Source organism: Mycolicibacterium sediminis (assembly GCF_010731735.1).
GTDB classification, from domain to species: Bacteria; Actinomycetota; Actinomycetes; order Mycobacteriales; family Mycobacteriaceae; genus Mycobacterium; species Mycobacterium sediminis.
Map to the genome: position 1 here is coordinate 1,309,575 of NZ_AP022588.1, position 23,629 is coordinate 1,333,203.

The window sequence follows — 23,629 nt, forward strand, 5'->3', positions numbered from 1 at the left end:
CGGCGCTCGGTCGCATGCGATTACGGGCCTATAGCTCAGGTGGTTAGAGCGCTTCGCTGATAACGAAGAGGTCGGAGGTTCGAGTCCTCCTAGGCCCACGGTGTTCCTTTCGAGGAAGGTGTGACGTGAGACTGCTCGTAGCGGTGACCGTGGCGGCCGCGGCCGTGGTGGTGTACCGAGCGCGCACCCGTGTCGAGGTCTGGCACGTCGCCGCGGACCAGCCCGCCTGATCCGTCCCGAGGGGCCTTAGCTCAGTTGGTAGAGCGCTGCCTTTGCAAGGCAGATGTCAGGAGTTCGAATCTCCTAGGCTCCACACTTCTCCCAAGCGCCGCCGTGTCGGCCGCGAGATCCGCACGAGCGTCGTCGTCCCCCGCACAGCACGACGCTGGCGCAGATGTCGGCGCACGACGCGCGAGATCTGCACCAGCGTCGCCCGGATCCCTTACGGCTTGGGCGTCACGTCCACGCTCGGCGGCAGCGGCGACGGATCGGGCTGCGTGGACCGCCGGATGATCGAGAACGACACCGCGCCCAGTGCAAGCACCACGAGACCCGCGCCCGCGAGCACCAGCGGACGGGGACGGCGCCGCGCGCGTCCGAACGTCTGCGGCAGCGCGGCCACCACCTCCTGGGCGTCGGCGAGTTCCCGCGCGATCGCGTCCTGGGCAGCGTGCAGCTCCCGGCGCAGCCGCCCGCTGCGGTACTGGTCGCGCAGCCAGCCGGCGGACGACCCCACCGAGTGCACGCCGACGCCGACCGCTCCCCTGGTGACGTCGACCGGGCCGACGGCCGAGTACTTCAGCCCTCGGGCCAGCCGCTCGCGGGAGGTCAACCGGTCGGCGGTGGACAGGACACTCATGGTGGAACTCCTCTTCGGACGGGTGACGCTTCCTGCCCCGACCCTATTGGTGCGGGGGCGGCGACTGCCGCGGATCCGAGAATGGCAGACTGGCTTTCCGTGACGAGCCCAATTCAGACCGCGACCGCGACGCTTCACACGAACCGCGGCGACATCAAGATCGCACTCTTCGGCAACCACGCCCCGAAGACCGTCGGAAACTTCGTCGGCCTGGCTCAGGGCACCAAGGACTACAGCACCGAGAACGCCACCGGCGGCGCCTCCGGCCCCTTCTACGACGGAGCCGTCTTCCACCGCATCATCTCGGGCTTCATGATCCAGGGCGGTGACCCCACGGGCACCGGCCGCGGTGGCCCGGGATACCAGTTCGACGACGAGTTCCACCCGGAACTGCAGTTCGACAAGCCCTACCTGCTGGCCATGGCCAACGCGGGACCCGGCACCAACGGGTCGCAGTTCTTCATCACCGTCGGCAAGACGCCGCACCTGAACCGCAAGCACACCATCTTCGGCGAGGTCGTCGACCCCGAGTCGATCAAGGTCGTCGACGCGATCGCCGGCACCCCGGTCGACCGCAGCGATCGTCCGAACGACCCCGTGGTCATCGAGTCGATCACCATCTCCTGATCAGAGCCGACTGAACGCACTGACCTGCGCGCTCACCCTCGACGGTGGGCGCGCAGTGTCGTGTCAGGGGACGTAGCCGGCGCCGGTGAGGGCGTCGAGCACGTCGAGTGGGTCTGTGCCCAGATCCCACCGGGTGAACACCAGGAGGCGGTCGTCGGCCTTGGTGTCGATCTCCAGCAGTTTGACCTTGCGCCCGATGCGCCGGAACTCGGTGATGCGGATGGCGGCGACGTCGTCGGGCTGGACGACGTGGGTGTGCCACCACCCGCGGACGACGAGGCCCTCGTCGGTGATTGCCAGTTTCGGCCTGGCCCGCCACGACATGATGGCGAACAGCAACAAGCCGACGCCCGCAACGCCGGCAAGGAACCGTCCGGGAACGTCTGTGACTACGGTCACAGCGGCCAAACCCATCGCGAGACCGGCGATCCCGCACGCCGCGATGCCTCCGGACGACGGAGCCCACTGAGTTTGCTGCATTGACTATTCACACCCTCTATGCATGGCCGATCGGGTTATCCACAAGCGCTATGCACAATGGGGATGAATCACATCGATGTGATTGGGTGTCGCGAGGGTTGCCAGCGGGGTAACGCAGCGAGGCCAAGATGAATTCATCTATGTGCCGGGTGCGGTCACCGCCACCGCATGGTGAGCAACAGACCGGTGATCATGAATGCGAAGGCGATCGCGTAGTTCCACTGCGCGAGATTCGCCATCCAGGTGAGGAAGCTGGGCGCGTCCACCGGGTTGGTGGCGGCGAGCTGGAAGACGAGCAGCCACAGCAGTCCGATCAGCATGAGGCCGATGAAGAGCGCGACGAACCACATGGGTGACGGACCGGCCTTCACCTTCACCGGGGTACGGCTCACCGGGTTGGCGGTGAAGTCGTTCTTCTTGCGGACCTTCGACTTGGGCATGCGAACCTTCGGGCGGTTGGGTCTGACTGCACGACAATGTGGTGCGACGATGGAATCGACGCATTCAGAGCAGCCTAGCTCAGCAGCGCACCGTCGCGGGACGACCGCCGGGAGGAGGAACCGATGGCACGGTCCTCGTCGGCGTCGGTCAGCCACCCGCCGCGCCGGTCGCCCTGGCGCTTCGGCGTCCCCGTCGTCTGCCTGTGCGCGGGCCTCCTGCTGGCCACCACCCACACCGTGTCCGGCGGTGACGAGATCCGCCGCAGCGACGCACCCCGGCTGGTCGACCTGGTGCGGGAGTCGCAGCAGTCCGTGGACCGGCTGGCCGCGCAGCGCGATGCGCTGGCCACGGACGTGGACAACCACCACGGCGGCGGCTCCCCCGGCGCCGACGCAGCGCTGACGGCGCTGACCGAGCGGGCCGACGCGCTCGCGGTGGACGCCGGCGTCGCGCCGCTGAAGGGGCCGGGGCTCGTCATCACCCTCAACGACGCGCAGCGCGACTCCGACGGACGCTTCCCCCGCGACGCCTCCCCCGACGACCTCGTCGTCCACCAGCAGGACGTCCAGGCCGTCCTCAACGCGTTGTGGAGTGCCGGTGCCGAGGGCATCCAGATGCAGGATCAACGGATCATCGGTACGTCGGCACCCCGGTGCGTGGGGAACACGCTGCTGCTCAACGGGCGGACCTACAGCCCGCCCTACGTCATCACCGCCGTCGGCGACGTCTCCGCGATGCAGTCCGCGCTCGCGGCCGCTCCCCTGGTGACGCTGTACCGGCGTTACGTGGCGCGGTTCGGCCTGGGCTACACCGAGGAGGTGCGCGACGAGGTCGACGTCGTCGGGTACGAGCCGCCGGTGCGTCTGCGCTTCGCGAAGCCGGCGGGTCCGCTCGGATACTGACCGCGCGAGAGTCGGTAACCTGGGCTGATGCAGGTTCTCGTCGTCGACAATTACGACAGCTTCGTGTTCAACCTCGTCCAGTACCTCGGGCAACTCGGGGTGGACGCCGAGGTGTGGCGCAACGACGACGAGCGCCTCGGTGACGCGGACGCGATCGCGGCGGGCTTCGACGGCATCCTGCTGAGCCCCGGCCCGGGCACCCCGGAGCGGGCGGGCGCGTCGATCGGACTCGTCCAGGCCTGCGCGGCGACGTCGACACCGCTGCTGGGCGTCTGCCTCGGCCACCAGGCGATCGGAGTCGCCTTCGGAGGCACGGTCGACCGAGCGCCGGAGTTGCTACACGGCAAGACCAGCACGGTGCACCACGACGACGTCGGCGTGCTGCACGGTCTGCCCGATCCGTTCACCGCGACGCGCTATCACTCACTGACGATCCTTCCGGAGACGTTGCCCGGCGACCTGGTGGTCACGGCGCGCACCGACGGCGGCGTCATCATGGGCGTCCAGCACGAGTCGCTGCCGATTCACGGCGTGCAGTTCCACCCCGAGTCGATCCTCACCGAGGGCGGGCATCGGATGCTGGCGAACTGGCTGACGATGTGCGGGCAGCCGCCGGCGGAGGCGCTGGTGGCTCAGCTCGAGCAGGAGGTCGCGGACACCGTCCGGGCGGCTACTGCGCGAAGCTCAGCGTGATCGGGTCGCCGTACTTGAGCGGGGTCCCGGCCGTCGGTGACTGATCGACGATGCCGTTGCTCGGCACGCCGCTGTTCTGCGCGTTGGGCAACTTGATCAGCTCACCGGTCCAGTTGAACGAACCGCGCAGCAGCGGTTCGGCGTCGACCCAGAACTGACCGCGCAGGTTCGGCATCACGAACTGGTTGCCGCGCGACACCTGGATCTGGATCAGCGTGTCCAGCGGGATGTCCTGGCCGGCGGGCGGATTGGTGCCCAGAACCTGGTTCACCGGCCGGGTGCTGTCGACGTCGACCCGGAAGGTCTGCGCGAAGCCGGTCTGCTTGATCAGGCCGTCGCAGTCCTCGAATGCCAGTGCGGCGCAATCGGGTACGAGCTTGGTGCCCGGTCCGGTGCCGACCACGACGGTGATCTCGTTGGTGATCGCCGATGTCGAGTTGGCCGGCGGGTTGGTCAGGATTACGCGGTCCTTCTGCTCCGGCAGCGACGCCGAACTGGACTGGCGGACCTTGTCGAAACCGGCCGCGCGCAGGGCCTCGACCGCCTGTTGCGGCGTCATGGTGGTGACGTCGGGGACCTGCTGCTGGCGCGGTCCGGACGACACGTTGATCGTGATGAGGTCGCCCGCGGCGACGGCGGTGCCGGCCTCGGGCGCGGTGTCGATGACGCGGTTCGGCGGCACCTGGGAGTCGGCGTTGTTCTCCACGCGCGTCTCGAAGCCGCGGTTCTGCAGTGCGGCCGTGGCGTCCTCGGCGGACTGCCCCTTCACGTCCGGCACCTGCTGGTCGCGCGGGCTGCCACCGACCATGTTGATCGCGACGGTCACCACCACGGTGAGGACGGCCAGCACGGCGACGGCCGCGAGCCAGCGACGGACCGACTTCTTGCGCTCGGAGTCGCGGTAGCTGGGCCGGTGGGCGGGGATGTGCTCGGTGACCGCGTTGCGGCCGTTGGGCGGGCCGGCCGACAGCAGTGAGGTGCGCTCGGCGTCGGTGAAGACCTTCGGAGCCTCGGGCGCCTCGCCGCTGTGCACGCGGATCAGGTCCGCCCGCATCTCGGCGGCGGTCTGGTAGCGGTTGTCGGGGTTCTTGGTCAGTGCCTTGAGGACGACGGCGTCGAGTTCGGGGCTGATGCCCGCATGCCGCTGCGACGGCGCGATCGGATCCTCGCGGACGTGCTGGTAGGCCACCGCCACCGGGGAGTCGCCGATGAAGGGCGGTTCGCCGGTCAAGAGTTCGTAGAGGACGCAGCCCAGCGAGTAGACGTCCGACCGGGCGTCGACCTTCTCGCCGCGGGCCTGCTCGGGTGACAGGTACTGGGCGGTGCCGATGACGGCCGCGGTCTGCGTGACGCTGTTGCCGGCGTCGGCGAGCGCGCGGGCGATGCCGAAGTCCATGACCTTCACCGCGCCGGTCTTGCTGATCATGATGTTGGCGGGCTTCACGTCGCGGTGGACGATGCCGTGCTGGTGGCTGAAGTTCAGCGCCTGGCAGGCATCGGCGATGATCTCGATCGCCCGACGCGGCTCCATGGGGCCGTCGGCGTGCACGATGTCGCGCAGCGTCACGCCGTCGACGTACTCCATCACGATGTAGGGCAGCGGGCCGGTCGAGGTCTCCGCCTCCCCCGTGTCGTACACCGCGACGATCGCGGGATGGTTCAGCGCCGCCGCGTTCTGCGCCTCCCGGCGGAACCGGAGGTAGAAGCTCGGGTCTCGGGCGAGGTCGGCGCGCAGCACCTTGACCGCGACGTCCCGGTGCAGACGGACGTCGCGGGCGATGTGGACCTCCGACATGCCGCCGAACCCGAGGATCTCACCGAGTTCGTAGCGGTCGGACAGGTGCTGGGGCGTGGTCATCGGTACGTCTGCTCGCGTGGGTCGCCGGTGTAGGACACCGTGTCCACTACCCCGACGCCGCCCACCTCACCCGGCTCGCCCGGATCCAGGCCCACCGGCCCGGGCATCGCGGACGGCGACGGCGGGGGCGTCACGATCGTCGTGTTGGTGATCGTGGGCGGCGGCAGCTGCGTGTCCTTGCGGTCCTGGGCGTTGAGCACGATCAGGATCGCGATGACGATCGCGAGCGCGCCGAGCACGCCGGCGGCCCACAGCAGGGCCCGCTGACCCGACGAGAACGTTCGGCGGGGGGCGACCGGCGGCCGGTGGCTGCCGACCGCGGGGCGGGGCCGGGCCTGGGTGACGGGCCGGCTCGCGAAGTCCGCGGCCGACCGTGCCTGGGTCACCGACGGGATGGCGGCCGGGGCGGCCCGACCGATCACCGGCGCCTGGTTGGGACGGGGTGGCCGGCGGCCGGCACGGACGGCGGCGACGGCGTCGGCGAACGCACCACCGGTGCGGTACCGCAGCCCGGGTTCCTTGGCCAGCGTGATCTCGATGAGCTCGCGGACGTTGGGCGGCAGGTCGGCGGGCAGCGGTGCCGGCTGCTCCTTGATGTGCTTCATCGCGACCGTCAGCGCACCGTCGCCGGTGAACGGCCTCCGGCCCGAAACCGATTCGTAGCCAACGACTCCCAGCGAGTAGACGTCACTCGCCGCGGTCGCGTCGTGGCCGAGCGCCTGCTCCGGTGCGATGTACTGGGCGGTGCCCATCACCATGCCGGTCTGGGTGACCGGCGCGGCGTCGACGGCCTTAGCGATGCCGAAGTCGGTGAGCTTCACCTGGCCGGTCGGGGTGATCAGGATGTTGCCGGGCTTGACGTCGCGGTGCACCAGACCCGCGGTGTGCGCGACCTGTAGTGCGCGCCCGGTCTGCTCCAGCATGTCCAGCGAGTGGCGCAGCGAGAGCCGGCCCGCACGCTTGATCACGGCGTTGAGCGGCTCGCCGTTGACGAGCTCCATCACCAGGTAGGCCGTGCGCCCGTCGCCGTCGAGTTCGGTCTCGCCGTAGTCGTACACGCTGGCGATGCCGGGGTGGTTGAGCATGGCGACGGTCCGGGCCTCGGCGCGGAAGCGCTCGACGAACTCGGGGTCGGTCGAGTACTCGGCCTTGAGCACCTTGATGGCGACCTGGCGGCCGAGACGGCTGTCGAGCCCCTCCCACACCTGGCCCATGCCGCCGGTGGCGATGAGTCGCTGCAACCTGTAGCGGTCGGACAGCGTCACTCCGACGCGTGCACTCACGAGGCCTCCCGCAAAGCGGCGGCTATGGTCGCCCGGCCGATCGGAGCGGCCAGCGACCCGCCGGTGGCGGACAGTCGGTCGCCACCATTCTCCACGAGGACGGCCACGGCCACCTTCGGCGACTTGGCGGGCGCAAACGCGATGTACCAGGCATGCGGCGGTGTGTTTCGCGGATCGGAGCCGTGTTCCGCGGTGCCCGTCTTGGAAGCGATCTGCACGCCGGGGATGGCTCCCTTCTGCTGAGTCACCTGTTCGGCGTCGATCATCAGTCCCGTAAGTGTAGTAGCGACCTGCGCAGACACGGCTCGGCGTGCCTCGCTCGGGGCGGTGGTGCTGATGTTGGCCAGGTCGGGGCCCTTGAGATCAGCTACCAGATGGGGGTTCATCTCGACGCCGCCGTTGGCGATGGTGGCGGCCACCATCGCGTTCTGCAGCGGAGTGAGTGCGACGTCCTTCTGCCCGATGCTGGACATGCCCAGAGCGGCGCCGTCGCTTATGGCGCCGACGGTCGACGGCACCACCTGGAGCGGGATCGGCTCGGGTGCCGAGTCGATCCCGAATGACTTGGCGGTCTCCCGTAGCTGATCGGCGCCGGTGTCGATGCCCAGCTGGACGAACGACGTGTTGCAGGACCGGGCGAACGCCTCGCGCAGGGTCGTGGTGGGACCGCTGCCGCACGACGTGCCGCCGTAGTTCTCCAGCGTTGCGGTGCTGTCCGGCAACGGGATTCGCGACGCCGCGGTCAGCTGGGTGTTCGGGTTGGCGCCGGCCTGCAGCGCCGCGGCGGTGGTGATCACCTTGAACGTCGATCCGGGCGGGTAGGTCTCGGAGATCGCGCGGTTGACCAGGGGCTGGTCGGGATCGTCGCGGAGGCGCTCCCACGCCGCGGACTGCTCGTCGCCGTCGTGGCTCGCCAGGAGGTTGGGGTCGTACGACGGTGCCGAGACCATCGCGAGGATCTTGCCGGTCGACGGTTCGAGCGCCACCACCGAACCCTTGCACGGGCCGTTGCAGCCCTGGGCCATGGCGTCCCACGCGGCTTCCTGTACCTCGGGGACCAGCGTGGTCCCCACGTTGCCGCCCCGCGGGTCGCGGCCGGTGAAGAAGTCGGCGAGCCGGCGGCCGAACAGCCGCTCGTCGGAGCCGTTGAGCACGCTGCCCTCGGCGCGCTCGAGGCCGGTGCTCGAGTACTGCAGCGAGTAGAAGCCGGTGACCGGCGCGTAGGCGAACGGGTTCGGGTAGACGCGGAGGAAGCGGAGCCGGCCGTCGGTGGCGACCGAGTAGGCGAGCAGTTGGCCGCCCGCGGTGATCTGGCCGCGCTGCCGGGAGTACTCGTCGAGCAGCACGCGCTGGTTGCGCGGGTCGGAGCGCAGGCCGTCGGCGGTGAACACCTGGGTGAGGGTGGCGTTGCCGAGCAGCAGCACGATCAGCACCATGATCGTGACGGAGACGCGTCGCAGGGAGGTGTTCATACCTTCGAGATCACCTCCGTGCCCGCGGACGCGATGGGCGTCGCGGCGGCAGCCTTGGTGTCGATCGGTCGCCGCGCGGAGTGCGAGATCCGCATCAGGATCGCCAGCAGCACGTAGTTGGCCAGTAGCGACGACCCGCCGTACGACATCCACGGGGTGGTGAGACCGGTCAGCGGGATCAACTTCGTGACACCGCCGACGACGATGAAGAGCTGGATCGCCAGCGTCGAGGCGAGGCCCGCGGCCAGCAGCTTGCCGAAGCTGTCCCGCACGGCGATCGCGGTGCGCAGGCCGCGGATGACGATGATCGTGTAGAGCATCAGGACGCCGGCGAACCCGACGAGGCCGAGTTCCTCGCCGATCGCGGCGATGATGAAGTCCGTCGAGGCGGCAGGCACCGTGCCGGGCTGGCCGTTGCCCAGGCCCGTGCCGAAGATGCCGCCGGTGGCGAAGCTGAACAGCGACTGCACCATCTGGTAGCCCGCGCCGTCGGGATCGGCGAACGGGTCGAGCCAGTTCTGCACGCGCACCTGCACGTGACCGAACAGGTGGTAGGCGACGACGCTGCCCGCCGCGAACAGCGCGAGCCCCAGCAGCACCCAGCTGATCTTCTCGGTGGCGATGTACACCAGCACCAGGAAAGAGGCGTAGAGCAGGAGCGACGTGCCGAGGTCCTTCTCGAAGACCATCACCCCGACCGAGGCGATCCACGCGACCAGCAGCGGTGCGAGGTCGCGGGGGCGGGGAAGGTTCATGCCCAGGACGTGCTTGCCCGCGCTGGTGAACAGGCTGCGCTTGGACACCAGCACGGACGCGAAGAAGATCAGCAGCAGGATCTTGGAGAACTCGGCGGGCTGAATCGAGAAGCCCGGCAACCGAATCCAGATCTTGGCGCCGTTCTGCTCGGACATCGACCTCGGCAGGACCGCGGGGATGATCAGCAGGACCAGGCCCGTCAGCCCGCAGACGTAGCCGTAGCGGGTGAGCATCCGGTGGTCGCTGAGGAAGGCGACGACGAGCGAGAAGGCGATGACGCCGACGAGCGTCCACAGCATCTGCTGGTTGGCGCTCGGGCCGCGGTCGGCGCCGGGGGCGACCGCGAGGTCGAGGCGGTGGATCATCACCAGGCCGAGCCCGTTGAGCAGTGCGACGACGGGCAGCAGCAGCGGATCGGCGTACGGCGCGAACCGCCGGACCGCCAGGTGCGCGCCCGCGAAGAGCGCGACGTAGCCGCCCAGGTACTGAAGCAGGTCCCAGCTGAGGCCCTGCTCCTGGTTGGCCTCGACGATCAGCAGCGCCAGCATCGTGATGACGCCGGCGAAGCCGAGCAGCAGCAGTTCGGCGTTGCGCCGGGTGGGCATGGGCGGAGCGACGGTGACGGCGGACTGCGGTGCGGTCGTCATGACGCAGCCCGGCAGGTGGTGCCCGGCTCCTGCGGTGGTGGAGGCAGGGCCGTCACGGTGGGCGACGGTGCGGGCGAGGACGGTTCGGGGGACTCGGAGGGGTTGGGCGCGGGGGAGGGCGAGGTGAGGGTCGTCGGCGACTCGGGTGCCGGTCCGGGCAGCGGGCCGCGCGAGGGAGTCGTCGTCGGGGTCCCGCTCGGGGGCGGCGCCGGCGAGGTCGTGGTGACCGGCGCCGCGGCCGCGCAAATCGGAAGCAGTGAATCCGATCCGAGGTCGCGCAGCTGGCGGATCGCGTCGTCGACGGAGCCGGTGGGCAGTCCGGCACTCACCTGCGCACGTTCGGACTCGCGCAGGTCGCCGATCTTGAGGGTCTGGCACTCGCTGCGGTCGTCGCCCGCGCCGATGATCTTCAGGTCGTCGCGGTTGTCGAGGCAGCCCACCAGGAACGTCTCCTGTAGCGGCATGCCCAGCAGCGACCCCTGCACGCCGCGCATGACGTACACGGCGCCGTCGTGTTCGGCGACGTAGTAGTTGTTGCGAATGAGTGTGCGGCCCAAGGCAAGTCCCGCGCCGATCAGCAGGAGCAGGACGACGATCGCGATGACGATCATCCGGCGGGACCGCTTCTTGGGCGCCGGCTCCGGTTCGATCGCCGGCCGCTTCGCCGGTGCCGCGCGCTTGGGGTTGAACGCCGACGCGCGTCCCGCCGCGGTGTTGGGCGGGGCGGTCTGGTCGTCGTCACCGGAGACCGCGCCCGCGAGGATCGGCTGGGTCTGGCCGTAGTCGTAGTCGACGACGTCGGCGACGACCACGGTCACGTTGTCGGGCCCGCCGCCGCGCAGCGCCAATTCGATGAGCCGGTCCGCGCTTTCGGCGACGTCCTCCATCTGGAGCGCCTCGGCGATGGTGTCCTTGCTGACCGGATCGGACAGGCCGTCCGAGCACAGCAGGTAGCGGTCGCCGGGCTTGGCCTCGCGCACCGTCAGGGTCGGCTCGACCTCGTGGCCGGTGAGCGCGCGCATGATGAGCGAGCGCTGCGGATGACTGTGCGCCTCCTCGGCGGTGATCCGGCCCTCGTCCACCAGGGTCTGGACGAACGTGTCGTCCTTGGTGATCTGGTTCAGTTCGCCGTCGCGGAGCAGGTAGCCCCGCGAGTCACCGATGTGGCACAGCCCAAGCCTGTTGCCCGCGAACAGGATCGCGGTCAGCGTGGTGCCCATGCCCTCGAGTTCGGGGTCGGACTCCACGTGCGCGGCGATCGCCGAGTTGCCCTCGTGCACCGCGTCGTTGAGCTTGCTCAGCAGGTCGCCGCCGGGCTCGTCGTCGTCGAGGTGGGCGAGCGCGGCGATCACCAACTGCGAGGCGACCTCGCCCGCGGCGTGGCCACCCATGCCGTCGGCGAGCGCCAGCAGCCGGGCCCCCGCATACACGGAGTCCTCGTTGTTGGCGCGCACCAGACCGCGGTCGCTGCGCGCCGCGTAGCGGAGAACGAGTGTCACGGGCGCAGCTCGATTACCGTCTTGCCGACTCGTACCGGCGTCCCCATCGGAACCCTTACCGCCGTAGTCACCTTCGCCCTGTCAAGGTATGTGCCGTTGGTCGATCCTAGGTCCTCCACGTACCATTCCGACCCCCGCTGAGACAGCCTGGCGTGCCGTGTCGAGGCGTAGTCGTCGGTGAGCACCAGCGTCGAGTCGTCCGCGCGGCCGATCAGCACCGGCTGGGTACCGAGGGTGATGCGCGTGCCCACCAGCGCGCCCTCGGTGACGACCAGCTGGCGGACGACGTTGCGCTGCCGGTTCGGCAGGAGCGTCCCCCGCAGCGCGAGACCCCGCTTGACCATCACCGCGCCGGTCGGCGCGTAGATGTCGGTGCGCAGCACGCGCAGAACCGACCAGATGAACAGCCACAGGAGCAACAGGAAACCGACACGCGTCAGCTGCAGAACCAACCCCTGCATCCGACGTCCTCTCCGTCACCGTCCCGATGTAGCCCTCGACCCGCCGGCCAACCCGCCGGCAACGTCACGATACTTGGACGTCGTTCGGCGTGACGAGGAAGCGAGGAGCTTCGCCGGTGCCGTGATCCGTTCGAGTCCTGCGTTGCCCTCGACGTCCTCGGCTGCCTAGTGGACGCGAACGATGATCTCGGAGTGGCCGAGTCGGATCACGTCGCCGTCGGCCAGCTGCCACTCCTGCACCGGGGCGTTGTTCACCGTGGTGCCGTTGGTGGAGTTCAGGTCGGACAGCAGAGCCACCTGACCATCCCAGCGGATCTCGAGGTGACGACGGGAGACACCGGTGTCGGGCAGCCGGAACTGGGCGTCCTGGCCGCGTCCGATCACGTTGGCACCCTCGCGCAGCTGGTAGGTGCGGCCGCTGCCGTCGTCGAGCTGCAGCGTGACGTTCGCACCCGCCACGCCGGCGCCGGCGCCGTAGCCGCCGCCGTACCCGGCCTGCTGGCCGTAGCCGGCGTCGCCGTAACCACCCTGCGAGCCGTAGCCCTGGTCGCCGTAGCCCTGCTGGGCGGGGGGCTGGCCGTAGTCGTATCCAGCGGGAGCGCCGTAGCCGCCCTGCTGGCCGCCGTAGTTCTGGCCGCCGGGGTTGTAGCCACCCTGGTCGCCGTAGCCGCCCTGGTCCGCGTAGCCACCCTGATCGCCGTACCCACCCTGCTCGGGGTAGCCGCCGCCCTGATCCGGGTAGGAGGGGCGGCCGTAGTCCTCGTGCCGGGGCTGGGCGCCCTGGCGGCCGTAGTCGTAGTCACCGGCGGGAGGGCCGGGAGGGGCGCTCGGAGGCGCGTAGCCGCCCTGGTTGTAGCCGCCCTGCGCGGCCGGGTAGCCCTGACCGCCGGGGTAGCCGCCCTGGGGCTGGTCGTAGCCGCCGGCCGGGGGACGCTGCTCGTACGACGGCGGCGCGTAGCCACCGTCGGAGTAGCCGCCCTGATCCTGGTAGCCGCCCTGGTCGCCGTAGCCGCCGCGGTCGTAGCCGCCCTGCGCCGGCGGGTAGCCGGGCGCGCCGGGGGGAGGAGGCGGGTAGCCGCCTTCCGGCGGCTGCGGGCGACGGGGATCCTCGCCGGGCCGGTTGTAGTCGTAGTACTCGTCGCCGGGCTGCGGACCCTGGCCGCCCTGGCCCTGGCCGCCGCCGCGGTACGTCGGGTTGTCGGTCATCGATGCAACTCCTGGTTCTGCGGTGTGCTCGCGGTCTGGTGTGGCAGGGGCGGGTGCGCCCGCCGAGTCAGAACGAGTATCGGGGTTGACCGCTCCGCGGACGCGAAACTGGCCTGTGTGCAGGGTCGGTGATGGTTCGAATCTGACGACCACCTCACCATACGTTTGCCACCCTTGGTCATGGATGTATCCCTCCAGGTGTCTGGCAAAACTGGTCGACGTGAGGTCGGGGTCGGCGCTCACCTTCTGATGGTCGGGCACACTGAGGGTAATGACGTAGTCGTTCGGGGCCAAAATGTAGCCGCCGCCGAGTTCACGGGTCTTGGCGTCGGCTTCGCGCTGAAGCATCACCTCGACCTCCTGAGGGACGATCGAGCCCCCGAAGACGCGGGCGAAGGCGTCGCCGACGCTCGACTCCAGCTTGCGTTCGAAGCGGTCCACCAGACCCATGGCCGTGCACACCTCGATCCGTCGTCGCCGTCGTTCGACCCGCCCCGCGTGTCGCGGAGCAGATCCCTTCAGGGCATGGTATCGGCCGACCCGGCCCCGGCGTGACCACCGGAACTCTGAGAATCCGATCGCGCCTGGTCAGCGGCTTGCGCTCGGGCTGATCGGCGCGGTTGGGGCGGGAGCGCCGGTGCGTGATAGCCTTTCCCGGTTGTTGGGGCGAGTGGCGGAATGGCAGACGCGCTGGCTTCAGGTGCCAGTGTCCTTCGGGACGTGGGGGTTCAAGTCCCCCTTCGCCCACAATGAGGAGTTCAACGAACTCCAGGCGCTTAGGTCACGATCTCGAAAGAGGTCGTGACCTTAGTGCTTGGTGGGGTCGGTCATCGGGAGATCCCGTTTCGACAGGTCCGGGGACTTCCGTCGTCTGGTCCCGCCTTCGCTCGGGCTGATCAGCGGTCTGCTATCTGCAGTAACGGCGGTATCGGTAGGCGGTCTAGCGCTTCTCGGCGGCGGGCTGTTCTTAAAGTGCCGAAGCGGTCACCGACCGTCGCCGCGTTGATGAGGAAGGCCCGAGATCTCTCTCTTACGACCACTCTGCAGTGGAGCACCGCGGTGGCCATGGAGGTGCCGAAGTGCGCCAGCCCGCCTCGTGTCGGTCTAGACGAGAGGTTATCGGTCCTCCGGTGGTGCTGGGCCCCAAAACGACGACCCGCCCAAGCTCAAGTTCGAGCTCGGCGAGGTAGCCATCATGGTGGCCACCGCTCGGCCAGTTGGTTGTCGGTGAATACTGCGGTCCGCAGCGACGCCGGCTGCAGATGGCGGGTGAGCTGTGCGTCCATATCTTGGCCGCTGGTGCCTACACGTGCGTTGCCGAAGACAGCGGTCATGCCAACACCGTCTCATTGGCCATCGACCTGATAGATCTGAAGCACGTGATCTGAGACAAGGTCCGAGACACAGCGACCTAGGGCTGTCGTGTCAGAGGCTCACAAGCGGGACCTGTCTTGTTTCTCTACACGCGAGACAGAGTGGATGGTTGGAGGCTTTGCGCGCGAAGGCTCTGCGATGAGTTCGAGATCTAGAGGCGGTCGGTACCACCGTGATGACGCACATTCTCGAGCTTCCCGAAGTGGGCCTTGCCTACGACGTACACGGACCGCTGCCGACCGCTGGCGGACGTCCGCCTCTATTGATGATCGGCCAACCCATGGACGCCAGCGGCTTCAGCGCGTTGGTGCCACTCTTTCCTGACCGCACGACAATCACTTACGACCCGCGCGGTCTCGGGCGCAGCACTCGCAAGGACGGCCAGGTGGAGAACAGGCCTGAGGTCCAGGCATCCGACCTCCACGCGCTGATCGAAGCTCTCGGCGGAGGTCCGGTCGACATGTTTGCGAGCAGTGGCGGCGCGATCACCGGTCTCGCGCTCGTCATCGGTTATCCCGGGGATCTGGTGACCCTGGTGGCCCACGAACCGCCCCTCATAGACGTGCTCCCCGACGCCGAGGCCGCATGGCGCGCCAGGAACGGTTTCCGAGACACCTACTTGGACAAGGGCTGGGGCGCCGGCATGGCGACCTTCATCGCGATGACGTCGTGGCAAGGCGAGTTCACCGATGCGTACTTCGACCAGCCCGCACCTGATCCCGGCGCGTTCGGCATGCCCGACGAGGACGACGGCTCTCGGGACGATCCGCTGCTCTCCGACCGGTCCGTCACATTCCTCTCCTACCATCCCGACGTCGATGCACTGGCCGCGGCGCCGACCCGGGTCGTGATCGCCGTCGGCGAGGAGTCTGCCGAAACGTTCACCGGGCGGACCGCGGTGGCCACCGCCGAGCTGCTCGGCCAGCGGGCCACGGTGTTCCCGAGCCACCACGGTGGGTTCAGTGGTGGCGAGTTCGGATATGCCGGCCAGCCAGAGGCCTTCGCGCGCAGGCTCCGCGAGGTGCTCGACTGAACTGCGCCAGTAACCGTTTCCCAGTAAGCACTCACTTCGTACCGGTCGTCTCCGCACCGGTTGTCGTCTACGCGAGACAAGAGCTGAGCCGTCCAACTTTTCTAGGAGCGATGCGGGCCGCGAGAGGGAACATGCGGGCGTGCAAACGGCGCCATCAACGTCGCTTACCGGGCTTGGAGGTAGCGTCGGTTCCGTTGGAGCGGGAGGCGCCTTGGCAACGACCATGGAGATGGCGTGTGATGAGCGCCAGGAGTTCGCGGATTTCCTCGCGGGCTTGGCCCCGGAGCAGTGGGATGAAAACAACTCATGCAGCCAATGGCGGGTGCGCGATGTCGTCGCTCATGTCATCGGGTACGACCAGCTGAGCACCGCCGATCTGGCTGCCCGGTTCGTACGCGGTGCGTTCGTAGTCAATCGCAGCAACGCGATCGGAACGGGCGATCTGGCTGCCCGTGCGCCCGAAGACCTGATTCGACTGGTCCGCGATCACATTCATCCGCGTGGTGTGACGGCGGGATTCGGCGGCATGATCGCTCAGGTCGACGGCATGGTTCACCGGCAAGACATTCGTCGACCGTTGAACCTGCCGCGCACCATTCCGGCCGAGCGCCTCGATGCTGTGCTCAACTTCGCTCCTAACGTACCGCTTATCCGTGGAGCCGGGCGTGCGCGTGGAGTTCGGCTTGTCGCCACTGACCTGGAATGGTCACACGGAAAAGGACTGACAGTCCAGGCTCCCGGCGAAGCGCTACTGATGGCATTGGCCGGCCGACCCCACGCACTTCGACAACTCGACGGACCGGGAAAAGGTCATCTTGCACAACGCATTTGACGCGTAGTGCCCTAACTGGCGACGTCAACACATCGCATGCGAGACAGGATGTGAACCATCCCAGTTCTCTAGGCACGAGACAACAGCGCTCACTGGCCCCGCCTAAAGCGGCGACCAGAACTGATCACACTCACAGCGTGAGGAACCAGACGTACCTCAGTGTTCGTGTTCGGCGATATTGATCTGCCGTGCCAGGGAGACTGGCGCTTTGCGTCGGTAGGCGTCTTCGAGCAACTCGCGAAGCAGGCCGGTGGAGGCGGCCTCGATCGCCACCACCACACAGGCCAGCTTCTCGCCCCAGTAGTACTCGTGACACACCGACGGAAACTCCGCTGTCACTGATCGAATCCCGTTCTCGTCGAGCATGATCCGTAAGTGGCGATCATCGGGGACGGTGGCGAAGATCTTTCCCCGGACGCGGAACGACGCGATGCCGTGATGGTCAGCCTCGGTCGCCTCGGGCAGTCCCAGCGCGATGGCCCGCGCCCTGTTCATCGTGCTCACTGTTGGGGTGAATGGAAGTACCAGAGCTGGCCTTCGCAGTCGCGGGCACCCCACTCTCTGACCCCGTAGGGCTGATCAATGGGTTCTTCGATGACCTGGGCGCCCGCGGCGGTGGCGCGGCGGAAATGCTCGTCGAGGTCATCGACGACGATCACCGTCATCCCCGTGGCTGCCCCCAGTTGGGCGGGGGACTGATAGCCCTCCGCCGCCGGGTGCAGCCAGATCGTGTGGTGCCCGGCGCTGACCTCCCCGTGCAGGGCGGTCCCGGCATCGTCGGTGTGCAGCGGCCCGGCGGTCAACCCCAGGACCCTCACTAAATAGTCTCGCGCGGCGGCCACATCGTTGTAGACCAGCATCGATGTGGTGGTGCGCAAGGGCGAATCCAGCATGTTCATCTCCTCAATCGTGGAAAACAACTGTTCAGCAGATAGCTTGTCGACGTCATCGAGAGCCGTTTCGAGTGCGCTCAGTCGGCTGGCCAGTCGTGATGCGACGGCCGCGGTGCGACGGGTATCGACGAGATGGCTACTCACCACGTCTTGGAGTTGCCACTGCGGCTGGTCGAGTACCTCGGCGATGCGATCAAGTGGAAATCCCAGCCGCCGCAGCGCACAGATTCGATACAGCCGTGCCGCATCAGCACCGTCGTAGAGCCGGTGCCCGGACGAGGATCGCCGCGCCGGCACCAGCAGACCGATCTCGTCGTAATGATGCAACGCCCGCACCGTCAACCCGGTCAGCCTGGCCAACTCACCGACCTTCCAAACGACTTCGTTTCGGTCGGCTGACTTGAATGCACTCACCGCACCCACGCTAGGACCTCACGCGACGTCAGGAACAACCCCTATTGAGGTGCCAATCCCGCCGCCCGATAGGCGCCACCGACCCGAGTCGGGAACTGAGCCGCCCGCATTCTCATGGCATGAGCAACACGCAGGCCGCCGGTCCTCGAAGCGTCAACGCCGCGGCGAGAACTGAATATCAGCTATGACTTATATAAGTCTCGGCTGGTACGATCCGCTACGTGCACGCGTTCGCCATCCTCGGTGACCCGGTGCGCCGGCGGATTATTGAGCTGCTTGTCGACGGAGAGCAGAGTTCTGGCGCAATCACGGACGTGATCCGAGCCGAGTTCGCGCTTTCCCAACCGGCTGTCTCCCAGCATCTGCGCGTTCTGCGTGAGAACGGTTTCGCGCTGGTGCGGGCAGACGGTGCTCGAAGGTACTACGCCGTCGCCCCAACGCCGCTGAGCGAGATTGACGTGTGGTTGGACCGGTTTCGCGGGTTCTGGGATCAGCGGCTCGATGCTCTGGGAACTGAGCTGGCCCGCGGAAGGCACGCATCCCGAACCTCGGGCGACGAGGAGCCGACCTTCCGCGCCGGGGCCGGCACCGATTCGGGAAGAACCGATCGACTACGAAGGGAAAAATGACATGAAGGACGTACTGGACGAGCTTGCGGCCGCGCGCCGGGCGATGGGCACAGGCAGGCTGCCCGCGGGCGATGCATATACCGTCGAGCTCCGACGTCGCTACGACGCGCACGTCGACGACGTCTGGGACGCCATCACCAGCCCTGAGCGGCTGAGTCGCTGGTTGAAGCCGGTCAGCGGGATCTGCGGCTCGGCGGGATGTTCGAACTCGACGGTGGCGAGCACGGCGAGATCCTCCGATGCGAGCCGCCGCGTCTGCTGAGGGTGTCCTGGCTCTTCGGTCCGGACGCCGACGCCTGGCCCGGCACGAGTGAGGTGGAAGTCCGCCTGGCACCCGGCCCGACCGGGGGCACCGAGTTCGAGCTGGTCCACGCAGCGGCCGTGGGAGAGCCCATGTTCCCGATCTATGGCCCCGGTGCCGGCGGCGTCGGTTGGGATCTGCATCTCCTCGCCCTGGCCGGGTTCTTGGCGGATGGCGAGACCCTTGATCACGAGGAGTTCAAGACCTCGCCCGAAGGGCTCGAATTCAGTCGGCGCAGCGCCGCGGCCTGGGGCGAGGCTCACCTGGCCGCAGGTGGCGAACCGGAGCAGGTCGCGGCCGCGGTCGAGGCCACCACAGAGTTCTACGCACCTAACCCGACCTGACCCCCCACGGCCGAGCGGTGTCCCGGTCAACCTATCGCCGAAGTTCAGGCAGTGGTGTGATGTCCCGGCGAGGTGCACGAGTCCGGCTCGGAAGTCGAATGATTGGCAATCGCGGCAAGTACAAACCCATCGTTGGTTTGGAATCGGCCGTAGACAACGATCCGCAACGAAACTGGTGCCAAGGGCTGATCCGTCGTTGGTCTGAGGCCGTATCTCCGGGATCCTCGTCCGATTCGTCTGTGACCGTCGCCAAGTACCTTTCCGTTATGTCCAGTGACTACAAAGCTGCGTTGCACCGCTATCTCGCCGATGCGCGACAAGCGATGCTGTGGAAGCTTGAGGGCTTCTCCGAGTACGACATTCGGCGGCCACTAACACCCCATGGGACCAATTTGCTCGGACTGGTGAAACACTTATCCGGCCGCGAAATTGGCTACTTCGGGCTTGTCTTCGATCGCCCCTTCGCCGACCCGCCGGCCTGGCTGACCACTACCGACAGCAAGCCCGACCCCATCAGAGACATGTGGGCAACCGCCGACGAGAGCCGCAGCGACATCGTCGTCCTCTACGGACGTGCCTGCCAGCACTCCGATCACACCATCGAGGCTCTCAGCCTCGACGACCGCGGGCAGATTCCGGCCTGGCCAGAGCACCGCCGGTCAGTAACTCTGCACGACGTTCTGGTTCACATGCTCGCGGAGACCACACGTCACGCCGGACACGCTGACATCCTGCGCGAACTAATCGACAACACAACCGGAGTAACACCGGGCGGCCTACAACCGCCGGACGCAAACGATCCTGACTTCTGGCCTCGGACGTATGAGCGCATCGACTCGGCTGCCCGCGAGGCCGCCGCCCACGCATCATGGAGCACTCCTACGACCCGCTGAAATTCCGCGAAACATGTCTTGCGTGAGGCCGGATGTAACCGAAATCAGATCTCTACAAACGACATAGGCCTCGGGGCAATGCCGCGACCGCTCAAGTGGTGGCGTTGGCTTACGCGTCCTCGGTCGCGCTTTGTTCAGTGAGGCGGCGTGTTCGAGTGATGACGTCCGTCAGATCATTGGCTGCAGCACTGATGATTTCGGTTGCGTCGTTCCCGCCAGCGACGTCGTCGAGGGTCTGCTTTATACGTAACAGGTCGCTGACGATGTGATCGAGAGCTTCGGCGGTCGTGGCTTTCCACCCGTCGATGCTTTGGCGCTGTGCGAGCAGCGCTCGGACGACGTCGATCACGACGGCTCGCTCGCGGTCGTTGAGTGTGTCCGTGGCGGCGGGAAGTTCGTCCGCTAAAGGGCGTCCGGGTGTCGGTTGGCCGGCTGCCGCGAACGCCACCTCGTCGGTAACGCCGGCGAGCCAGCCAATCGCGCGGACGGTAGCCGGCGAAGGGGTGCCGCGGTAAGCGCCGCGCAAAATCTGTGATGCGGTGCTGCGGTTCAGGGACATGCCCCGTGGCCGCGCCGCTTCCTCTGCCTCGACGAGTGCCTGGATGTCGCGTAGCGGGGCTCCGGTGCGGTCGTCGATGGCTTTGCGCAGCAGATCCGCCAGCGTCGCCTGGGTCGTCATCCGAATCCCTTGTCCTAATCGTGCGTGATGTCTATCGTCTATGTTGACACATGACACCGACAATCGGAAGGCGATGCACCACATGGCTGACAACGATCCTGACCAAACCCTGCGTGAATGGAAGCGCAAGATATTCGACGACAGCACGGCTGTCATCCCCCGCGTCTTTCTGCACGTCGCTCGACGCCACGTTCACCCGAGCGCCTTCGTGATCGGCGCATCTCATCCCGACCATGGGATCCATCACATCGCCTGGCTCTACGGGTCTCAATTTGGATTGCTGAGCTGCGAGGGAAGCAACGACGACTCCGATGTCAGCATCAGCGGTGCGGTGATACCACTGTCGGAGCTTAAGAAGATCGACATTGCCATCGAAGATCAGCGCTACGACGAGGAGTCGCGTCGGGTGACGCAGTGGACGCGCCGCGCCACGTTTACCTTCAGCGGCAAGAGGGACTGGACGCTGCAATCGACCGAAGCGCCAGACCAGCGTTCAGACAAGGCCGGCGATTTCATCGACCGCGTGCTGCTGGCCCTGGTCTCCTACGGACAACCGGCCTGACGGAGGTGTGGTGAGCGACGAACGACATCGGTGGAACCACAACACCCACTACTACGACATCGTGCTCGATGCCGCCCCGTCAGCTGCGCGGACCGCTCTTGACGTCGGTACCGGTGACGGCCTGCTGGCCGTCCGTCTGGCGAGGAGATCCCCGAGGTCACCGGCATTGACTCCGACGCCGACGTCATCAACCTCGCTCGATCGAGCACCTCGGATAGCGTCACCTGGATCACCGGTGACGCCCTCACCTTCGCCTTGCCCGAGGCGCACCACGACCTGGTTGCCGCAGTAGCCACGGTCCATCACTTCCCCGATCTCGTGGCCGGCTTACAGCGCCTCGCTGACCTCACTGCCCCCGGCGGCGCACTGGTGGTGATCGGCTGTGCCCGAAGTTCAACTCTGCCCGATTACACCTGCGATGCCGTGGGGGTCGTGGAGCACCAGGTCCTGTCACGCACCCGCGGCTACTGGCAGCACAACGCCCCCGTGAGGATGCAGTTTCCGCACACCTACACCGAGGTCAAACAGATCGCAACGACGGTGCTGCCCGGGATGGCATGGCGTCGGCTCCCGCTATGGCGATACGCCATCACCTGGCGCAAACCGAAGCAGGAAACACACTCCACTGCTCGTTGAGCGACACCGCGCCGACCGACTCCAGCTCAAGTCGACCGCGAGATTGTGAAGCGCGACATTGCACTGACGTGCCTCGCTGACTACGGCGTGTGCGGGCTATCTCACGATCGCTGCACCACGGGGTTTCACGAGCGCTTTAACTCCTTCGTCGCCCATCGATCGGGAGTCGTCGGTGGCGTGGACGGCTCGCGTCGTGGTTGACATCAGCAGGGGTCCTCGGCCGCGTGGGTGAGGAAGGGTCCGCTCGACGCGGCTTGCTCACGATCTGGAAATGGATTGGCTGTGTGTGATCTGGGCCAAGCGACCGGGTTGGTGGTGCGCAAGCCATCAGCTCGACGCTATCCCGTGCGAGAACTCCCGTCGGCCTGTGGGCCTCGGGTAAGCGTTCCGTGTCTTCGCCTTCACTGAAGGCGCGCAACAAAATTCGTCGCTCGCCAAGGTCGGTGATGTGCGTGTCACTTCCGCGACGGAGCGGCCGAGTCGATCGATGGCGGTGACCACTAAGGTGCCATCCTCGCGGGTGTATTGCAGCCTTGCCGTCAACGCAGGCGGGTCGTGCTCAGCTCGCGAGAGTCCGTCCGGACAGACTGCATCCGGTCCGACGCCCTCCAGCGAGTGCGGCAAGCTGCGCATGGAGGTCCCGCCCCGCGGTGCTCACGCGGACGTACCTGAGAATCGTTGTCACATCGCTACCGTCTCATTGGCCTTCGACAACGAGGATCTGAGAGACGCGCCGTGTGAGACAGGAAATCAGACAGCTCGACCAGCGGATATAAGACAGGGAAGTGGCGCGCCGAGGCCTGTCTCGTTTCTCCAGGAATGAGACAGGACACGGCCGTTCATGGCGCGAAGACCCGGCCGTGCTGCCTAACGTACGAAGTTGTCCTGGATTCTTTCGGGCGGCAGGCTCGTCCGGGTGCACCCTCTGACGCGACGACGTTGTTGATCGCCAGATCGACGGCCAACCAGGCCTGACTTCCCAATGAACGAGATCGTCAGTCAACCCGACGTTAGCGCAACGTGAAATTGCCTGGCCGAGAATGGCGCCGCTCGGTATCGTCTGTTACGTGAACATCCGTGTCGAGGAGGTCGTCGGCGCTCGCGCCGACATCAGATGACCGCGCCCTGTCGCCGACCCGTCTAGGTCGGCGATGCAGTCATGCCCTCACCTCACTGGCGCGCGCATACGTGCGCGGCCCTCTTCAGGATGGTTTCACCAATGGACGTCTTCACCCGTGACCAAATTCTCGGCGCCTTCCGGGGCGCCACCCGCAGCGAGGTCAAAAGAGTGACCTTCGCCGCCGACTTCGACGCCGTCGAGTTCGGCAAACTGGATTACTACGGCTGGGCCGACACCAAGATCCCGCGCCGGGCCTATCTGCTGGTCGACAGGCCTGACGGACCGGTAGCGCTGCTGCTCAATCGGGCCGCGGTCAAGCCGCGGGGACGAGCCATGTGCACGTGGTGCAACGACGTGAACCTCACCGACGAAGCGGTGCTGTACACCGTTCGCCGGGCCGGCGCCGCAGGCCGCAAGGGAGACACCATCGGCACCATGATCTGCGCCAGCTTCGGATGCTCCCGCAATGTCCGGCGCCTGCCGCCCGCCTATCACGAGGACACCGACCTTGAACGCATCCGCGAACAGCAGATCCACGAGCTGCGGCGCAAGGTGCACGGATTCGTCGATAACGTGCTCTCGACGCAGATGTGACCAAGGCGTTCCGACTCTAGACGGCGACGAACATGGCAGCCGCCACATCGCGAAGCTTCAGCTCGCCCGGCTCAACGCGACGAAAGACCCTCGCGTGCAAATCGCTTGGCGTGGTCCAGGCTGCTTGCTGGGCCGGCCAAC

Annotated in this window: 26 protein-coding genes and 3 tRNA genes; 15 read left to right on the forward strand and 14 right to left on the reverse strand. The window is 67.2% G+C overall.

From position 1 onward, the window contains the following. Positions 1 to 24: 24 nt before the first annotated feature. Positions 25 to 98 (forward strand) — tRNA-Ile (locus G6N64_RS06410). A 142-nt stretch (positions 99 to 240) separates the two neighbouring features. Continuing rightward, positions 241 to 313, forward strand: a tRNA-Ala gene (locus G6N64_RS06415). Between the two features lie 129 nt (positions 314 to 442). On the opposite strand, the gene cwsA is transcribed toward G6N64_RS06415, so the two are convergent. Next, positions 443 to 859 (reverse strand): cell wall synthesis protein CwsA, encoded by a 417-nt coding sequence (cwsA, locus tag G6N64_RS06420; RefSeq protein ID WP_163796120.1) that lies wholly within the window; start codon positions 857 to 859, stop codon positions 443 to 445. Positions 860 to 940: 81 nt separating this feature from the next. Here cwsA and G6N64_RS06425 point away from each other — a divergent pair, with 81 nt between their 5' ends. Continuing rightward, positions 941 to 1,486, forward strand: a complete 546-nt coding sequence (locus G6N64_RS06425) for a peptidylprolyl isomerase (protein ID WP_163796121.1) — start codon at positions 941 to 943, stop codon at positions 1,484 to 1,486. 63 nt (positions 1,487 to 1,549) lie between these two features. Here G6N64_RS06425 and G6N64_RS06430 read toward each other — a convergent pair whose 3' ends face one another. Then, complete coding sequence (locus G6N64_RS06430) at positions 1,550 to 1,966, reverse strand: PH domain-containing protein (protein ID WP_163796122.1); 417 nt, start codon at positions 1,964 to 1,966, stop codon at positions 1,550 to 1,552. Positions 1,967 to 2,121: 155 nt separating this feature from the next. Continuing rightward, complete coding sequence (gene crgA / locus G6N64_RS06435; RefSeq protein WP_163796123.1) at positions 2,122 to 2,406, reverse strand: cell division protein CrgA; 285 nt, start codon at positions 2,404 to 2,406, stop codon at positions 2,122 to 2,124. A 123-nt stretch (positions 2,407 to 2,529) separates the two neighbouring features. Between crgA and G6N64_RS06440 the strand changes: the two genes are divergently transcribed. Beyond that, the gene (locus G6N64_RS06440) at positions 2,530 to 3,309 is read left to right on the forward strand and encodes a DUF881 domain-containing protein (RefSeq protein ID WP_163796124.1); all 780 of its coding nucleotides are present in this window, start codon (positions 2,530 to 2,532) and stop codon (positions 3,307 to 3,309) included. 27 nt (positions 3,310 to 3,336) lie between these two features. Continuing rightward, positions 3,337 to 4,002, forward strand: a complete 666-nt coding sequence (locus tag G6N64_RS06445) for an aminodeoxychorismate/anthranilate synthase component II (protein WP_163796125.1) — start codon at positions 3,337 to 3,339, stop codon at positions 4,000 to 4,002. On the opposite strand, the gene pknB is transcribed toward G6N64_RS06445, so the two are convergent. From pknB to G6N64_RS06480, 7 genes are all read right to left on the reverse strand, one after another. After that, entirely contained in the window at positions 3,980 to 5,860 is a 1,881-nt protein-coding gene (gene pknB / locus G6N64_RS06450) for a Stk1 family PASTA domain-containing Ser/Thr kinase (RefSeq protein WP_163796126.1), read from the reverse strand. The two genes, G6N64_RS06445 and pknB, sit on opposite strands and share 23 nt — an antisense overlap. After that, entirely contained in the window at positions 5,857 to 7,143 is a 1,287-nt protein-coding gene (locus G6N64_RS06455) for a protein kinase domain-containing protein (RefSeq protein WP_163796127.1), read from the reverse strand. Before G6N64_RS06455 ends, pknB begins: the two co-directional genes overlap by 4 nt. Beyond that, a complete protein-coding gene (gene pbpA, locus G6N64_RS06460) occupies positions 7,140 to 8,615 on the reverse strand; it encodes a D,D-transpeptidase PbpA (protein WP_163796128.1) in 1,476 nt (491 codons plus the stop codon). Before pbpA ends, G6N64_RS06455 begins: the two co-directional genes overlap by 4 nt. Then, on the reverse strand, positions 8,612 to 10,018 hold the full coding sequence (locus tag G6N64_RS06465) for a peptidoglycan glycosyltransferase RodA (protein WP_163796129.1): 1,407 nt from the start codon (positions 10,016 to 10,018) through the stop codon (positions 8,612 to 8,614). Before G6N64_RS06465 ends, pbpA begins: the two co-directional genes overlap by 4 nt. Next, positions 10,015 to 11,517 (reverse strand): PP2C family protein-serine/threonine phosphatase, encoded by a 1,503-nt coding sequence (locus tag G6N64_RS06470; protein ID WP_163796130.1) that lies wholly within the window; start codon positions 11,515 to 11,517, stop codon positions 10,015 to 10,017. The genes G6N64_RS06465 and G6N64_RS06470 overlap by 4 nt, the downstream gene beginning before the upstream one ends. Next, positions 11,514 to 11,978, reverse strand: a complete 465-nt coding sequence (locus G6N64_RS06475; protein WP_163796131.1) for an FHA domain-containing protein FhaB/FipA — start codon at positions 11,976 to 11,978, stop codon at positions 11,514 to 11,516. The genes G6N64_RS06470 and G6N64_RS06475 overlap by 4 nt, the downstream gene beginning before the upstream one ends. Before the next feature lie 165 nt (positions 11,979 to 12,143). Next, positions 12,144 to 13,634 (reverse strand): FHA domain-containing protein, encoded by a 1,491-nt coding sequence (locus tag G6N64_RS06480; protein WP_163796132.1) that lies wholly within the window; start codon positions 13,632 to 13,634, stop codon positions 12,144 to 12,146. Between the two features lie 214 nt (positions 13,635 to 13,848). Between G6N64_RS06480 and G6N64_RS06485 the strand changes: the two genes are divergently transcribed. Continuing rightward, positions 13,849 to 13,931 (forward strand) — tRNA-Leu (locus tag G6N64_RS06485). Between the two features lie 446 nt (positions 13,932 to 14,377). Here the strand turns inward: G6N64_RS06485 and G6N64_RS06490 are convergent. Continuing rightward, positions 14,378 to 14,518, reverse strand: coding sequence for a hypothetical protein (locus G6N64_RS06490; protein WP_163796133.1), 141 nt, complete (start codon positions 14,516 to 14,518; stop codon positions 14,378 to 14,380). 320 nt (positions 14,519 to 14,838) lie between these two features. Between G6N64_RS06490 and G6N64_RS06495 the strand changes: the two genes are divergently transcribed. Both G6N64_RS06495 and G6N64_RS06500 read left to right on the forward strand, forming a co-directional pair. After that, positions 14,839 to 15,591: an alpha/beta fold hydrolase gene (locus tag G6N64_RS06495; RefSeq protein ID WP_343044057.1), complete on the forward strand. Its 753-nt coding sequence runs from the start codon at positions 14,839 to 14,841 to the stop codon at positions 15,589 to 15,591. Between the two features lie 223 nt (positions 15,592 to 15,814). Next, complete coding sequence (locus tag G6N64_RS06500; RefSeq protein ID WP_163801481.1) at positions 15,815 to 16,423, forward strand: maleylpyruvate isomerase family mycothiol-dependent enzyme; 609 nt, start codon at positions 15,815 to 15,817, stop codon at positions 16,421 to 16,423. A 156-nt stretch (positions 16,424 to 16,579) separates the two neighbouring features. On the opposite strand, the gene G6N64_RS06505 is transcribed toward G6N64_RS06500, so the two are convergent. Both G6N64_RS06505 and G6N64_RS06510 read right to left on the reverse strand, forming a co-directional pair. Further along, complete coding sequence (locus G6N64_RS06505) at positions 16,580 to 16,918, reverse strand: MmcQ/YjbR family DNA-binding protein (protein ID WP_163796135.1); 339 nt, start codon at positions 16,916 to 16,918, stop codon at positions 16,580 to 16,582. A gap of 5 nt (positions 16,919 to 16,923) precedes the next feature. Then, positions 16,924 to 17,730 carry a MerR family transcriptional regulator gene (locus tag G6N64_RS06510; protein ID WP_174266766.1) on the reverse strand — a complete coding sequence of 269 codons (807 nt, stop codon included), beginning with the start codon at positions 17,728 to 17,730 and terminating at the stop codon, positions 16,924 to 16,926. Between the two features lie 221 nt (positions 17,731 to 17,951). Here G6N64_RS06510 and G6N64_RS06515 point away from each other — a divergent pair, with 221 nt between their 5' ends. The 4 genes from G6N64_RS06515 to G6N64_RS06525 all read left to right on the forward strand — a co-directional run bounded on the left by G6N64_RS06515 (position 17,952) and on the right by G6N64_RS06525 (position 19,897). Continuing rightward, positions 17,952 to 18,359 carry an ArsR/SmtB family transcription factor gene (locus G6N64_RS06515; protein WP_163796137.1) on the forward strand — a complete coding sequence of 136 codons (408 nt, stop codon included), beginning with the start codon at positions 17,952 to 17,954 and terminating at the stop codon, positions 18,357 to 18,359. A gap of 1 nt (position 18,360) precedes the next feature. Further along, on the forward strand, positions 18,361 to 18,621 hold the full coding sequence (locus G6N64_RS30025; RefSeq protein ID WP_197748332.1) for an SRPBCC family protein: 261 nt from the start codon (positions 18,361 to 18,363) through the stop codon (positions 18,619 to 18,621). Beyond that, positions 18,558 to 19,004 carry an SRPBCC family protein gene (locus G6N64_RS06520; RefSeq protein ID WP_197748333.1) on the forward strand — a complete coding sequence of 149 codons (447 nt, stop codon included), beginning with the start codon at positions 18,558 to 18,560 and terminating at the stop codon, positions 19,002 to 19,004. Before G6N64_RS30025 ends, G6N64_RS06520 begins: the two co-directional genes overlap by 64 nt. A gap of 266 nt (positions 19,005 to 19,270) precedes the next feature. Then, complete coding sequence (locus tag G6N64_RS06525) at positions 19,271 to 19,897, forward strand: DinB family protein (RefSeq protein WP_163801482.1); 627 nt, start codon at positions 19,271 to 19,273, stop codon at positions 19,895 to 19,897. 109 nt (positions 19,898 to 20,006) lie between these two features. On the opposite strand, the gene G6N64_RS06530 is transcribed toward G6N64_RS06525, so the two are convergent. Beyond that, the gene (locus tag G6N64_RS06530; RefSeq protein WP_163796138.1) at positions 20,007 to 20,576 is read right to left on the reverse strand and encodes a hypothetical protein; all 570 of its coding nucleotides are present in this window, start codon (positions 20,574 to 20,576) and stop codon (positions 20,007 to 20,009) included. Between the two features lie 82 nt (positions 20,577 to 20,658). Between G6N64_RS06530 and G6N64_RS06535 the strand changes: the two genes are divergently transcribed. From G6N64_RS06535 to G6N64_RS06545, 3 genes are all read left to right on the forward strand, one after another. Continuing rightward, positions 20,659 to 21,138: a hypothetical protein gene (locus G6N64_RS06535; protein WP_163796139.1), complete on the forward strand. Its 480-nt coding sequence runs from the start codon at positions 20,659 to 20,661 to the stop codon at positions 21,136 to 21,138. A gap of 186 nt (positions 21,139 to 21,324) precedes the next feature. Beyond that, entirely contained in the window at positions 21,325 to 21,774 is a 450-nt protein-coding gene (locus tag G6N64_RS06540) for a class I SAM-dependent methyltransferase (RefSeq protein WP_246231203.1), read from the forward strand. Positions 21,775 to 22,993: 1,219 nt separating this feature from the next. Further along, a complete protein-coding gene (locus G6N64_RS06545; protein WP_163796140.1) occupies positions 22,994 to 23,488 on the forward strand; it encodes an FBP domain-containing protein in 495 nt (164 codons plus the stop codon). The last annotated feature ends 141 nt before the right edge of the window (positions 23,489 to 23,629 follow it).

What these genes read in the sequence shown, in the direction of transcription:
- G6N64_RS06490 (WP_163796133.1), bottom strand. Translation starts at nt 14,518, where the DNA reads ATGACCGCTGTCTTCGGCAACGCACGTGTAGGCACCAGCGGCCAAGAT.
- G6N64_RS06505 (WP_163796135.1), bottom strand. Translation starts at nt 16,918, where the DNA reads ATGAACAGGGCGCGGGCCATCGCGCTGGGACTGCCCGAGGCGACCGAG.
- G6N64_RS06520 (WP_197748333.1), top strand. Translation starts at nt 18,558, where the DNA reads ATGTTCGAACTCGACGGTGGCGAGCACGGCGAGATCCTCCGATGCGAG.
- G6N64_RS06475 (WP_163796131.1), bottom strand. Translation starts at nt 11,978, where the DNA reads ATGCAGGGGTTGGTTCTGCAGCTGACGCGTGTCGGTTTCCTGTTGCTC.
- G6N64_RS06535 (WP_163796139.1), top strand. Translation starts at nt 20,659, where the DNA reads ATGGCTGACAACGATCCTGACCAAACCCTGCGTGAATGGAAGCGCAAG.
- G6N64_RS06445 (WP_163796125.1), top strand. Translation starts at nt 3,337, where the DNA reads ATGCAGGTTCTCGTCGTCGACAATTACGACAGCTTCGTGTTCAACCTC.
- G6N64_RS06495 (WP_343044057.1), top strand. Translation starts at nt 14,839, where the DNA reads ATGGACGCCAGCGGCTTCAGCGCGTTGGTGCCACTCTTTCCTGACCGC.
- pknB (WP_163796126.1), bottom strand. Translation starts at nt 5,860, where the DNA reads ATGACCACGCCCCAGCACCTGTCCGACCGCTACGAACTCGGTGAGATC.
- G6N64_RS06440 (WP_163796124.1), top strand. Translation starts at nt 2,530, where the DNA reads ATGGCACGGTCCTCGTCGGCGTCGGTCAGCCACCCGCCGCGCCGGTCG.
- pbpA (WP_163796128.1), bottom strand. Translation starts at nt 8,615, where the DNA reads ATGAACACCTCCCTGCGACGCGTCTCCGTCACGATCATGGTGCTGATC.
- G6N64_RS06480 (WP_163796132.1), bottom strand. Translation starts at nt 13,634, where the DNA reads ATGGGTCTGGTGGACCGCTTCGAACGCAAGCTGGAGTCGAGCGTCGGC.
- G6N64_RS06500 (WP_163801481.1), top strand. Translation starts at nt 15,815, where the DNA reads ATGGAGATGGCGTGTGATGAGCGCCAGGAGTTCGCGGATTTCCTCGCG.
- G6N64_RS30025 (WP_197748332.1), top strand. Translation starts at nt 18,361, where the DNA reads ATGAAGGACGTACTGGACGAGCTTGCGGCCGCGCGCCGGGCGATGGGC.
- crgA (WP_163796123.1), bottom strand. Translation starts at nt 2,406, where the DNA reads ATGCCCAAGTCGAAGGTCCGCAAGAAGAACGACTTCACCGCCAACCCG.
- G6N64_RS06525 (WP_163801482.1), top strand. Translation starts at nt 19,271, where the DNA reads ATGTCCAGTGACTACAAAGCTGCGTTGCACCGCTATCTCGCCGATGCG.
- cwsA (WP_163796120.1), bottom strand. Translation starts at nt 859, where the DNA reads ATGAGTGTCCTGTCCACCGCCGACCGGTTGACCTCCCGCGAGCGGCTG.
- G6N64_RS06530 (WP_163796138.1), bottom strand. Translation starts at nt 20,576, where the DNA reads ATGACGACCCAGGCGACGCTGGCGGATCTGCTGCGCAAAGCCATCGAC.
- G6N64_RS06465 (WP_163796129.1), bottom strand. Translation starts at nt 10,018, where the DNA reads ATGACGACCGCACCGCAGTCCGCCGTCACCGTCGCTCCGCCCATGCCC.
- G6N64_RS06425 (WP_163796121.1), top strand. Translation starts at nt 941, where the DNA reads ATGGCAGACTGGCTTTCCGTGACGAGCCCAATTCAGACCGCGACCGCG.
- G6N64_RS06545 (WP_163796140.1), top strand. Translation starts at nt 22,994, where the DNA reads ATGGACGTCTTCACCCGTGACCAAATTCTCGGCGCCTTCCGGGGCGCC.
- G6N64_RS06430 (WP_163796122.1), bottom strand. Translation starts at nt 1,966, where the DNA reads ATGCAGCAAACTCAGTGGGCTCCGTCGTCCGGAGGCATCGCGGCGTGC.